The 12,392-nt window shown below is 71.0% G+C and carries 10 protein-coding genes; 5 read left to right on the forward strand and 5 right to left on the reverse strand.

All coding sequences use genetic code 11. The annotated features are described in order from the left end of the window. Positions 1-162: 162 nt before the first annotated feature. From OG379_RS15760 to mtnA, 5 genes are all read right to left on the reverse strand, one after another. Positions 163-879, reverse strand: coding sequence for a ComF family protein (locus OG379_RS15760; RefSeq protein WP_405663213.1), 717 nt, complete (start codon positions 877-879; stop codon positions 163-165). 107 nt (positions 880-986) lie between these two features. After that, positions 987-2,846, reverse strand: a complete 1,860-nt coding sequence (locus OG379_RS15765; protein ID WP_405663216.1) for an LpqB family beta-propeller domain-containing protein — start codon at positions 2,844-2,846, stop codon at positions 987-989. Further along, positions 2,836-4,869 carry an MtrAB system histidine kinase MtrB gene (gene mtrB, locus OG379_RS15770; RefSeq protein WP_405663218.1) on the reverse strand — a complete coding sequence of 678 codons (2,034 nt, stop codon included), beginning with the start codon at positions 4,867-4,869 and terminating at the stop codon, positions 2,836-2,838. The genes OG379_RS15765 and mtrB overlap by 11 nt, the downstream gene beginning before the upstream one ends. A gap of 1 nt (position 4,870) precedes the next feature. Then, positions 4,871-5,560: a two-component system response regulator MtrA gene (gene mtrA / locus OG379_RS15775; protein ID WP_187281934.1), complete on the reverse strand. Its 690-nt coding sequence runs from the start codon at positions 5,558-5,560 to the stop codon at positions 4,871-4,873. A 4-nt stretch (positions 5,561-5,564) separates the two neighbouring features. Then, complete coding sequence (gene mtnA / locus OG379_RS15780; protein ID WP_405663221.1) at positions 5,565-6,713, reverse strand: S-methyl-5-thioribose-1-phosphate isomerase; 1,149 nt, start codon at positions 6,711-6,713, stop codon at positions 5,565-5,567. Between the two features lie 140 nt (positions 6,714-6,853). Here mtnA and OG379_RS15785 point away from each other — a divergent pair, with 140 nt between their 5' ends. From OG379_RS15785 to OG379_RS15805, 5 genes are read left to right on the forward strand one after another with little or no spacing between them, the layout of a single operon-like run. Next, entirely contained in the window at positions 6,854-8,062 is a 1,209-nt protein-coding gene (locus OG379_RS15785; RefSeq protein ID WP_405663223.1) for a glycerophosphoryl diester phosphodiesterase membrane domain-containing protein, read from the forward strand. Between the two features lie 4 nt (positions 8,063-8,066). Further along, positions 8,067-8,759 (forward strand): DUF4129 domain-containing protein, encoded by a 693-nt coding sequence (locus OG379_RS15790; protein ID WP_405663225.1) that lies wholly within the window; start codon positions 8,067-8,069, stop codon positions 8,757-8,759. Further along, positions 8,756-9,985 (forward strand): DUF4350 domain-containing protein, encoded by a 1,230-nt coding sequence (locus OG379_RS15795; RefSeq protein ID WP_405663227.1) that lies wholly within the window; start codon positions 8,756-8,758, stop codon positions 9,983-9,985. The genes OG379_RS15790 and OG379_RS15795 overlap by 4 nt, the downstream gene beginning before the upstream one ends. Then, the gene (locus tag OG379_RS15800; RefSeq protein WP_405663229.1) at positions 9,982-11,001 is read left to right on the forward strand and encodes an AAA family ATPase; all 1,020 of its coding nucleotides are present in this window, start codon (positions 9,982-9,984) and stop codon (positions 10,999-11,001) included. Before OG379_RS15795 ends, OG379_RS15800 begins: the two co-directional genes overlap by 4 nt. Positions 11,002-11,011: 10 nt before the next feature. Further along, a complete protein-coding gene (locus OG379_RS15805; RefSeq protein WP_405663232.1) occupies positions 11,012-12,325 on the forward strand; it encodes a DUF58 domain-containing protein in 1,314 nt (437 codons plus the stop codon). Positions 12,326-12,392: the final 67 nt, after the last annotated feature.

The raw sequence follows: 12,392 nt of genomic DNA on the forward strand, positions 1-12,392 counted from the left end.
TACCTGCCCGAAACCTGGTGGCGCATTCGCGGAGGCACGGAATTCACCGTCCCTCACAACCGAACATAGCCTGACCATCACCGTGTCGGCACCCGCTACTCACGCGTACCTCCGATCGGGCCCCTTTACCCACTCACTACCTGCAACGACGCAAGTAATCTGTCAGTTCCGGTTTATTTCGAAGGCGGACGGAGAGGCTGCGACAACCGCGGCACGGAGCCCTTCCGCCGGACCGTCGCCGGGGTGCGTTCCACGGACCGCGCGGGCCGCCTCCGCCAGTGACGATCCCGTCGTCAGCAGGTCGTCCACCAGCACGACGTGGCCCCCGTCGAGCAGCCTCCGGCCGCCGTCCGCGACGACGAGGGCACCCGCCAGGTTCGCGTGCCGCTCCCGGGCCCCCAGCCCCGCCTGGTCGGCCACCGCACGCCGCTGCCTCAGCACGGCGGACACCCGCGCCCGCGTGCCTCCACGCCGCAGTTCGGCCGCTGCCGCGGCCGCGATCCTGCGCACCGGGTCATGGCCGCGCCCCGCCGTGGCCCGCCGCGCCGAAGGCACGGGAACCAGCAGCAGCGGGCCCACGTCGCCCGCATGCCCCGCTCCGGCCCTCACAGCGGCCGCCACGGCCCCGCCGAGCACCCCGGCGAGGCCGAGTGCCCCTCGCTCCTTGTGGGCCAGCAGCATCGCGCGTACGGCGTTCTCGTACGGCGCCGCCGCGTGGACCGCCGGCAGGCCCTCCGGCTCGGGCGTCGGCCTCACACGGCGCGGCCCGGCCTCCAGACCGGCGGCGCACTCCTCGCACAGCTCTGTCCGCGGTCTGCCGCAGCCCCCGCAGGCCACGGGCAGCACCAGTCCCACGATCTCCTGCCACCAACCCCGCACGGTCCCACTGTGACCGGCCGACGGGCACTCGGCCATCCCTGTGGAAAACCCCTGTGGACAGGCTGCCGCGCGCCGAAGGTGCGGGCAGCCCCGACGCGCCGCGCCGCTCAGCCCGGGTAGACCAGCGAGGAGCCCTCCTTGAGGACCGTCTGCCAGTTGTCCCCCGGCGACAGCTTCACGATCCCGTCGCTCTCGGTGTCCGCCATCAGCGGGAGCTGGTCGTCGTCGGCGGCCGCGACAGCCGTCACCTGGTTCACACCTGGCAGGACGCCGGAGGACGACGTGGATCCGTCGGCCTGGACGTAACGCACCTGCTGCACACCGCCCTCCTCCTTGCCGACCACCACGAGACGGCTGCGGCCGGACCAGGAAACAGCCGTCACGTCGGCCAGCTGGGGCGCGGCCTGGCGCAGGTCCTCCACCGAGACCTGCTCGGTCTCGCCCGAGCCATGACGCTCGACCCGGCCGATGAGCAGCGTCGTGTGCCCGTCCCTCGAAACCCGCAGGGCGATCCGCACCCCGTCCGAGGACATCCGCAGGGCCTCGATCCGCCCGCCGCTCAGACCGGGCACCGACACCTCCTGCGGCTCTCCGGCACCGTCGACCAGACGCAGCAGCCTGGAATCCTCCGGGTCACGGTCGGCGACCCACAGATCGCCCTTGCCGTCCCAGCTCGGTGCCGACAGCCTGTCCATGGGGTTCTTGGCGCCACTGGTCACCACGGGGGCAGCCGGCTCGCTCTCCTCGGCGAGGGAGGACACGTAGAGATGCTGCTGGTTCTCCGAGACCGCGGCGGCCTGCTCCTCGTCCCTGGCCACGCCCACGGCGCTCATGGGCACTGTCCCGCTGCCCAGCGGACCGGTCACCGGCTCCGGATCCCCACTGCCCTTGCTGCTTCCGGGGATGCGCTGCACGCGCCCCTTGTCGTCCACGAAGTACTGGCTGTCGGGCTCGTCCGAACCCTTGCCCGAGGCGAAATCCTCGGCCTCGTCGGCCCCGAGGGAGCACAGCGGGCCCTGCTGACCCTGCAGTTCCACCTGCCCCACCCGGGCGGACGTCAGGTCGCGCAGCGTGAAGAGAACCTGGGCCGCCATCATCCGGCAGGCGTCCGGCCCGACCTTGTCGGCCTTCTTGTTGAGCGGCACCTTCAGGACGTTCTGGTCGTCGGTCGTCAGCGAGGTGACCCCTCTCTCCAGCGCCGTACCCACGGGAAAGCGTGAATCGACCACCGGCCGCAGCCAGTTCGACGGGCCCTCCAGCAGCGTTCGCACCGTCTGCGTGGCCGTGTCCATCCGCGTGACGGGGTCCGTGCGGTTGCGTACGTAGACGGGATCGGCGACCAGCGCCGCCTCGTCGTCCGTCCGGCCGGCGGCGAAGTAGTACTTGTTCACAGACCGGTAGAGACGCTTGAAGTCGGACTGCCCGAGCACCAGGCCGTCCGGCACGATGTCGATCCGCCACTCCTGCTTGCCGTCCGTTCCCTTCTCCCGGACCAGATGAAGCATCTGGGAGTACTCCGACGGGGCCAGCGGCCGGTACGAACTCTGCGCGTCGACCGCCGCCACCTGCTCGCCGGTCAGCGTGTAGGTGGTCTCGGCGGCCCCGCGTGCCTTGTCGTGGATCGTGGGACCGTTGCGGTTGGGCGCCTTCGCGAGCACCGTGGTGCCCTCGCCCGGCTGCCAGCTCCGGCCCGCCTCCGCCGTCAGATACTTGCGGGTCGTCTCGAAATCCGGGTCGTCGCTGGTCATCGACTCCAGGAAGCCGTCGACGACCTCGATGGGCGTGGAGCCCTCCCTCGGCGGCACGGCATACACCTGCACCTGGGAATCGCCGGGTTGCGAGGCGTCGACCGCCTTCACGTCGCCGGTGACCGGCATCGCTCCGCACCCGGCGATCACCATGACGCCGCAGCCGAGCAGCACGGACAACCGCACCGCCCGCCCGCCCCGACGGCGGTCAGTGTCCACGAGTCGTGTCCTCCTGCTCCGGATCCTGCGTCTCTGGGTCGCCGCCCCCGCCCGGCCGGCCTCCGGCCGGACGCGACACCACACGTGCTCCGCTGCCCGGCAGAGCCGTCGGGTCGACCGAAGTCGCCACACGCGGCGCCGCGGGCCCGTGCGCCGGCACGGACAGATGCGAACGCGATGGTGAGCCTGTCTGGCTCGGTACGGACATCAGCCGCTGTTCGCTCACCGCCGGCACCGCCTCCGCACGCTCACGGTCCTCCCGGTTGCGCCGGGAGTCCTCCGGCTCCAGCGGTATCGGAGAACCGCGCAGCGGTTCGTCCGCCGTGCGCGGCAGGGTCAGCCGGAACTGCGAGCCGCCACCGGGCTCGCCCCAGGCCTGCAGCCAGCCTCCGTGCAGCCGGGCGTCCTCGACGGCGATCGACAGCCCCAGACCGGTGCCGCCGGTGGTGCGGGCACGTGCCGGATCCGCCCGCCAGAAGCGGTTGAAGACCCGGGTCGCCTCGCCCGGCTTGAGCCCCACGCCGTAGTCCCTGACGGCCACGGCCACAGCACCCTGCGCGACACCCATCCGCACGATGACGTCCCGTCCCTCACCGTGCTCGACGGCGTTGACGACGAGATTGCGCAGGACCCGCTCGACCCGGCGCGCGTCGGCCTCCGCGACCACGGGCTGTTCGTCACCCACCACCCGGATCCGGGTGCCCTTGCGCTCCGCCAGCGGCTCTGCACCGCCGATCACCCGCCGGACGACCGTACGCAGATCTATCGGCTCGGCCTCCAGCGCCGCGGCACCCGCGTCGAACCTGCTGATCTCCAGCAGATCGGAGAGGAGCGACTCGAAGCGGTCGAGCTGGTCCCCCAGCAACTCCGCGGACCGGGCCGTGACCGGGTCGAAGTCGACACGCGCCTCATGGATGACATCGGCGGCCATCCGCACGGTCGTCAACGGGGTGCGCAGCTCATGGCTGACGTCCGAGACGAAACGCCGCTGCATACGGGAGAGCTCCTCCAGCTGCTGGATCTTCAGCTGGAGGTTCTGCGCCATCTTGTTGAAGGCCTCGCCGAGGCGCGCGATGTCGTCCTCACCGGTGACCTTCATCCGCTCCTGGAGCCTCCCCGCGGAAAGCCTCTCGGCGATCCCCGCCGCCATCCGTACGGGCGTGACGACCTGGCGCACCACGAACCAGGCGATGGCACCGAGCAGCACGACCACGAACAGGCCGGCCGTGGCCAGGGTCGTCGTCACCAGGGTCAGCGACTTCTCCTCCTGCGTGAGCGGGAAGAGGTAGTACAGCTCGTACGGGTTGTGGTCGACGTCGTAGAGCCGCTTGCCCACGACGAGCCCGGGCTCCGCGTGCTTCCCGTGCGAGTACTTGATCAGCGAGTACGTCTGGAAGGCTCCCGCGCCCTTGCCCACGTCGTCCCGCAGCTTCTGCGGGATGCTGGACGCGTCCACGCTGCCCGAGCCGCGCGGAGCGCGGCTGGTGGTACCGAGCCCGGAGGAGTCGGGGCTGAGCGCCACCACGTTGAAGGCGTTCGTGCCACCACTGGCGAGCTGGTCGACGAGCTCGGTGCGCCAGGAGGCGTTGGCCGTCATGCCGTCGGCGCCCTCCTCGCTCTGGTCACCCGGGACGAGAGGCGCGTTCGCGTTCGTCTGGGCGGCCGCGAAGCCGCCGGCCGCCTGTGTCTGCGCGGCCTTGCCCTTCGCCTCGAGCAGGCCGTTACGGACCTGCCCGATCACGACGAAACCGAGGAGCAGCACCACGGCGATCGACATCAGCAGCGTGCCCGCCACGACGCGGAGCTGCAGATTGCGCCGCCACAGGCGGACAGCCGGCAGCAGCGGGCCACGGATCCACCGCATCAGCAGCCGGGGCACGGGGCCGCCGGGCGTCCGGTCGCGGAACAACCGGCCGCCCAACGGGGCCCGGCCGAAACGAGGAGCACTCCGTGCCGGACCGGCAGCCCGCTCCGTACGGGCCCCGGGCACCCCGGGTGGCGGAGCAGCGCTGCCCAGGGTCATGTCAGCTCGGTCCGGCCTTGTAACCGACACCGCGGACGGTCACAACGATCTCCGGCCGCTCCGGGTCCTTCTCCACCTTCGAGCGCAGCCGTTGGACGTGCACGTTCACCAGACGGGTGTCGGCGGCGTGGCGATAGCCCCAGACCTGCTCGAGCAGCACCTCACGGGTGAAGACCTGCCACGGCTTGCGGGCGAGGGCAACCAGCAGGTCGAACTCCAGCGGGGTGAGGGCGATGGACTGCCCTTCCCGCTTCACCGAGTGACCGGCCACGTCGATGACCAGGTCACCGATCGCCAGCTGTTCCGGCGCCGGCTCCTCGGACCTCCGCAAACGCGCCCTGATCCGGGCAACCAACTCCTTCGGTTTGAACGGCTTGACGATGTAGTCGTCGGCCCCGGATTCCAGGCCCACCACCACATCCACCGTGTCGCTCTTGGCAGTGAGCATGACGATCGGCACACCTGACTCGGCCCTGATCAGCCTGCAGACCTCGATGCCGTCCCTTCCGGGCAGCATGAGGTCCAGCAGCACCAGGTCGGGCTTGGCCTCACGAAATGCGGCCAGTGCCTTGTCGCCGTCCGCTACGAACGACGGCTCGAAACCTTCTCCCCGCAGCACAATGCCGAGCATCTCGGCCAGTGCGGTGTCGTCGTCGACGACAAGGACGCGTCCCTTCATAAACGACATCATCCCATTAGCTAATCGTTACCTGCGATGACCTGGCACACAGCTCTGCCAGTCCGACCCCCGTGACCGGGGAAATGACGCCCTCCTCCGTGACGATCGCCGTGACCAGTTCGGGCGGCGTGATGTCGAATGCGGGGTTGTACGCATGGGTTCCCAGGGGTGCGACGACCGTCCCGCCGCCCTCGCTCCCGGCCGGAGCACCCGGCTTGGATGTGAACTCTGTCACTTCCGCCGCGGAACGCTGCTCCACGACGATCGATGTGCCGTCCACCGTCTCCAGATCGATCGTGGTCGTGGGCGCCACGACGAGGAACGGCACGTGGTGGTACTTCGCGAGCACCGCCAACGGATAGCTCCCCACCTTGTTGGCCACCGAGCCGTCCGCGGCGATGCGGTCAGCCCCGATGATTACGGCATCCACCTCCCCCGCCGCAAACAGCGAACCCGCCGCGCTGTCCGTGAGCAAGCTGTACGGCATCCCGTTCCGCGCCGCCTCGTACGCCGTCAGCCGGGCGCCCTGGAGCAGCGGCCGGGTCTCGTCCACCCACAGCTGCCGCAGGCTGCCCTTCCGGTGCGCCCTCAGCGCCACGGCGAACGCGGTCCCCGCACCACCGGACACGAGCGCCCCGGTGTTGCAGTGGGTCAGCAGCCGGTGCCCACCTCCGCCCGGCAGGAGCTCCCCGAGCAGCTCCAGACCGTACTGCGCCATCCGCCCGCTGGCCGCCGCGTCCTCCTGATGCAGCGACCGCGCCTCGGCCAGGGCCGCCACGGCAGCCGCCTCCGGGCCGGACCCGCTCCCGGCCGCCGCCCGGTACGCCCGCGCCACCCGACGCGCCCCGTACCCGAGGTTCACCGCGGTGGGCCGCGCCTGTTCCAGCAGCTCCGCGGCCTGAGCCACGTCCTCACCCCGGGCAGCGGCCAGCGCCACCCCGTACCCCCCGGCGATACCCAGCAGTGGTGCCCCTCGCACCGCGAGATTCCGGATCGCCCGCACCAGTGCGGGCACGTCGGCGCACACCAGCTCGGCCTCCTCGGCGGGCAGCCGCGTCTGGTCGAGGAGCACCACCGCAGGACCTTCCGGGGGCTCGTCCCAGCGGAGTACGGAGAGGGCCGGAGGCTCGATACCCACCGGCGATTGCGCGTCCTGATCAGCCATCTGCCCAGTCTGCCCGCTGAACCGCCCGTGCACGAAGGCAAGAAGGAGATACAGCGCCAGACCCGCACCGGACCGACGCGTGGCACGATGGCTGGCAACCTGCCGCCCCGATGAGCGGACAGGACTGTGAAGGAGCGACGATGAACGACTCTCCGGGCTGGGCTTCGCCCGGATCCGCCCCCTCCGACGGCCAGGAGACGGGCATTCCCAAACCCTCCGCTCCCGTCGACGGAAGCGGGCCCGCCGGACAGTGGTCTCCCGCACAGCCGCCTCCGGGGCAGTGGTCTCCGCCGAGCGCCCCCGGCACAGGCCCGGGCGCGCCACCACCCGCTCCGGGCTGGGGCGGCATGCCGCAGGGTTCCGGGTGGGGCCGCCCGCCCATGGCAGCGAAGCCCGGCGTCATCCCGCTCCGCCCCCTGGGGGTCGGCGAGATCCTCGACGGCGCGGTGTCCACCATGCGCACCCACTGGCGCACGGTGCTGGGCATCAGCCTCACCGTCTCCGTGATCGCCGAGATCGTGATCATCCTTCTGCAGCGCTATGTGCTGCCCGAGCAGGAGTCGGTCGACCCGAACGCGACCGGGGCGGAGGCGCTCCGCCAGGCCACCGACTCGGCACAGTCCCAGCTGATCAACAGCGCCCCCGGCACGCTCGTCGCGATGATCGCCACGCTCATCACCACCTCCGTCCTGACCGTGGTGATCAGCCGCTCCGTGCTCGGCCGGAGCCTGACGCTCTCCGAGGCATGGGCCGAAGCTCGCCCCCGGCTCCTCCCGCTCCTCGGGCTGACCCTTCTGCTGAGCCTGATGAGCGCCGCCATCATGGCGGTGGGCCTGCTTCCCGGCCTGGCTCTCGGCGGCGGTGCGGGCGGACTCGCCCTGACGTTCCTCGGCTTCGTCGCCTCCTGCGGCGTCGTCCTCTGGCTGATGATCCGCTTCACGCTCGCGGCACCGGCGCTGATGCTGGAACGACAGTCCGTGATCACTTCGCTCCGCCGGTCCGCCAAGCTCGTCAGAGGGAACTGGTGGCGGACGTTCGGCATCCTGGCCCTCACCTACCTGCTGGTCATCGTCCTGACCTTGATCATCGCGATTCCGTTCGGCATCATCGCGGTGACCGTGGACAGCGACGGTCTGAGCGAGTTCCTCAACAGCAGCTCGACGGACTTCGGCTGGCCCTTCCTCATCATCACGGGCATCGGCGAAGTGATCGTCTCGACACTCGCGTACCCCTTCACCGCCGGAGTGATGGCCCTGCTCTACGTCGACCAGCGCATCCGCCGCGAAGCCCTCGACCTCGAACTGGCCCGGGCCGCGGGCGTGCCCGGCTACGACACCCCCAGGAGCTGATGCGGTGACGGGGGCGGGGGGCACCACCGCGGCGGTACGACTCATCCGGGCGGGCGAGGACATACCCGTGGACACTTCACGCGTCCCCGCCCGCGAGGCTGCGCGGGACGAACTGTCCGACCCGATGTACCACGAACACGACCCGAACCTCCTCGAACGCGGCCTCGACCGCTTCTGGGACTGGATCGGCGACCTCTTCGCCGGCGCCGCCGACGCCGCCCCCGGCGGCCCGCTGGGGCTCGTCGTGCTCGCTCTCGCCGTCGTCGGCCTGGGGGCCGCCCTGTGGTGGAGGCTCGGCACACCTCGGCACGCTCCCCGTTCACCCGAGACGCTCTTCGACAGCACCACCCGCAGCGCGGCAGGCCACCGCACCGCCGCCGCCGCGCACGCCGAAGCCCGGCGCTGGACCGCAGCCGTCCAGGAACGGATGCGCGCCCTCGTACGCTCCCTGGAGGACCGGGCCGTGCTCGACCCACGCCCCGGCCGCACCGCGGACGAGGCGGCCGCCGAGGCGGGCCGCCTGATGCCCGCACACGCCGACCGGCTACGCGCCGCCGCCCGGGTCTTCGACGACGTCACATACGGGGGCCGCACCGCCGACGAGGCCGCATACCTGACCCTGTGCACCCTCGACCTGGAACTCGAGGCCGCCAAACCCCTGCTGACCAGCGGCGCGGCCCGAGGGGGCGCCGGATGACCGCTGTCGCGGCCGTTCCCACCACATCGGAATCCCGAAGCCCCCAACAGATCTGGCAGCGCGTCCGGGGGCTGCTGCTCGCCCTCCTCATCCTCGTCATCGCCGGGGTCGCCCTTGCCGCTGTCCGCTCCGGCGGCCAGCACGGCCGACTCGATCCCCGCTCCGCGGACCCCTACGGCAGCCGGGCCGTCGCCGAACTCCTCAAGGACCGCGGCGTATCCGTCGAGGTCGCCACCACCCTCGACGAGGCCACCGGCGCTGTGGGCCCCGACACCACCCTGCTCGTCGCCGGGCCAAACGTGCTCACCGCACACCAGCAGCGGCGCCTCCACACGGCGACCGCCGGCTCCGGAGGCCGCACCGTCCTCGTCGCCCCTGGCACCCCCTCCGTGGCCCGGCTCGCCCCCGGCGTGCACCTGGAAGCCCACGGACCGGTCACCGCACGCCCCCCACGCTGCGAACTCCCCGCGGCCCGCACCGCGGGGACCACTGACATGGGCGGCATCCACTACGCGACGGACGCGCGCCGGGCCACCGCCTGCTACCCGGACGACGGACTCGCCTCCCTCCTTGTCCTCCCGGGGCACAGCGCCGGCGACACCGTGCTGCTCGGCTCCCCCGATTTCCTCTACAACGACCGGCTCGACCAGCAGGGCAACGCCTCGCTGGGCCTGCAACTCCTCGGCTCCCGACCGCATCTCGTCTGGTACCTCCCCTCGCTCGACGATCCCTCCGCGGCCGAAGGCGGCGCGGCCGGCCGGGACGACGACAGTGACGGAGGAACCGAAGGAGAGAGCGGCTTCCTCGGCCTCATCCCCTCCGGCTGGCTCTGGGGCACTCTCCAACTGGCCCTCGCCGCGGTGCTCACCGCCGTCTGGCGCGCCCGTCGCCTCGGCCCCCTGGTCACCGAGCGCCTGCCGGTGACCATCCGGGCCTCCGAATCCGCTGAAGGACGGGCCCGCCTCTACCGCATGGCCGACGCCCGCGACCGCGCCGCGGCCGAACTGCGCTCCGCCACCCGAAACCGCATCTCCCCCCTCCTCGGTGTATCCCCCCGTGACGCCGATTCCCGCGAGGTGCTCCTTCCCGCCCTCGCCACACGCCTGAGCAACCCGGGCAGCGACGTCGGCGACCTCCTCTTCGGCCCTGCGCCGGCTGATGACGCCGCGCTCGTCCTTCTGACCGATCAACTCGACGCCCTCGAAAGAGAGGTACGCACGTCATGAGCGCCCCGACCCCGGAGACCGCCGAGCTTGCGGCAACCGCAGGGGCCCCTGTGGCCCCGGCGAACTCCGACAGCGCCCGCGCATCCCTGGAAGCCCTGCGTTCCGAGATCGCCAAGGCCGTGGTCGGCCAGGACCCGGCCGTCACCGGACTGGTCGTCGCTCTCCTCTGCCGAGGCCACGTCCTCCTGGAGGGCGTGCCCGGAGTAGCGAAAACCCTCCTGGTCCGCGCACTTGCCGCCTCGCTCGAACTGGACACCAAGCGCGTCCAGTTCACCCCCGACCTCATGCCGAGCGACGTCACGGGGTCACTCGTCTACGACGCCCGGACCGCCGAGTTCTCCTTCCAGCCCGGACCGGTGTTCACCAATCTCCTGCTCGCCGACGAGATCAACCGAACCCCTCCCAAGACGCAGTCCTCCCTGCTGGAGGCCATGGAAGAACGTCAGGTCACCATCGACGGGTCCCCACGACCGCTGCCCGACCCCTTCCTGGTGGCGGCCACCCAGAACCCTGTCGAATACGAGGGCACCTACCCGCTGCCCGAGGCGCAGCTGGACCGCTTCCTCCTCAAACTGACGGTCCCCCTCCCCTCACGCGAGGACGAGATCAACGTGCTCACTCGCCACGCGGACGGGTTCAACCCACGTGATCTCAAGGCAGCAGGCATACAGCCCGTCGCCGGCCCCGCCGACCTCGAAGCGGCACGCGCCGCCGTCGCCAGGACTTCGGTCTCTCCCGAGATCGCTGCCTACGTCGTCGATATCTGTCGTGCCACGCGTGAATCCCCCTCGCTCACCCTCGGGGCCTCCCCCCGAGGAGCCACCGCACTGCTCTCCACCGCACGGGCATGGGCCTGGCTCACAGGCCGGGACTACGTCATCCCGGACGATGTGAAAGCCCTCGCTCTGCCCACACTCCGTCATCGCATACAGCTGCGGCCGGAAGCGGAGATGGAGGGAGTCACTCCGGACTCCGTCATCACCTCTGTCCTCGCCCACATCCCCGTCCCCCGGTGAGGCGGTGACCATGGCCCTCACCGGACGGGCCGCCCTGGTGGCGGCCCTGGGGTCACTCCCCGTAGGCATCCTGGCCCCGAGTTGGACGGGCATGCTTGCGGTCAATGTCCCGCTCTCACTGGCAATTCTGTGCGACTACGCCCTGGCTGCGCCAGTGCGCACGCTGCAGTTCACCCGATCCGGTGATACATCCGTTCGACTCGGCGAAACCGCAGCGGTGCAACTCACAGTGACCAATCCGTCCAGGCGCCGGCTCCGCGCCCACCTCCGCGACGCGTGGCCCCCGAGCAGCTGGACCTCGGAGTCCGAACAAGCATCTTCCCGCCATCAATTCGGCGTACCCGCCGAGGAACGCCACCGCTTGACCACCTTCCTGCGTCCGTCGCGGCGTGGAGACCGGCAGGCCGACCGCGTCACTGTCCGGTCGTTCGGTCCCCTCGGTCTCGCGGCCCGGCAGGGATACCACCGCGTCCCCTGGACAGTCCGCGTGCTGCCGCCCTTCACGAGCCGGAAGCACCTGCCCTCGCGTCTGGCCCGGCTTCGTGAACTCGACGGCCGGACCAGCGTTCTCACACGGGGAGAAGGCACGGAGTTCGACAGCCTGCGCGCCTATGTCCCAGGAGACGACACCCGTTCCATCGACTGGCGTGCCACCGCACGCCAGACCGCGGTCGCTGTCCGCACCTGGCGCCCTGAACGCGACCGCCACATCCTCGTCGTCCTCGACACCGGCCGCACATCGGCGGGGCGGGTAGGTGACGTGCCGCGACTCGACGCAGCCATGGACGCGACCCTCCTCCTCACCGCGCTCGCCACCCGCGCCGGCGACCGGGTGAACCTGATCGCCTACGACCGGCGTGTCCGGGCCCAGGTACAGGGGAGAACAGCGAGAGGGGACGTCCTGTCGACTCTCGTCAGCACCCTGGCCACTCTGGAGCCGGAACTCGTGGAGACCGACGCGCGTGGTCTCAGCACGGCCGCACTTGCGAGCGCTCCCCGCCGCTCCCTCATCGTCCTGCTGACGAGTCTGGACGCCGCACCTATCGAGGAGGGCCTCCTGCCCGTCCTCCCGCAGCTCACTCAGCGCCACACGGTCCTGGTCGCAGCGGTGGCGGATCCTCACGTCGAGGTGATGACCCACGCGCGGGGCACAGTGGACGCGATCTACGAGGCCGCCGCGGGCACGCAGGCACAAGCTCAGCGCCGCCGCACCGCGGACCAGCTCCGGCGTCATGGCGTCACGGTCGTCGATGCCGCGCCCAACGACCTCGCTCCCGCCCTGGCTGATGCCTACCTAGCGCTGAAAGCAGCCGGCCGACTGTAAAAGATACGGGCCAGCAGCGCTCCGCTCCGGAGAGACTGGAGCGCTGCCTGCCGACTCTGATCCAGCC

The organism is Streptomyces sp. NBC_01166, assembly GCF_045039765.1.
In the GTDB taxonomy this organism is placed as follows: domain Bacteria; phylum Actinomycetota; class Actinomycetes; order Streptomycetales; family Streptomycetaceae; genus Streptomyces.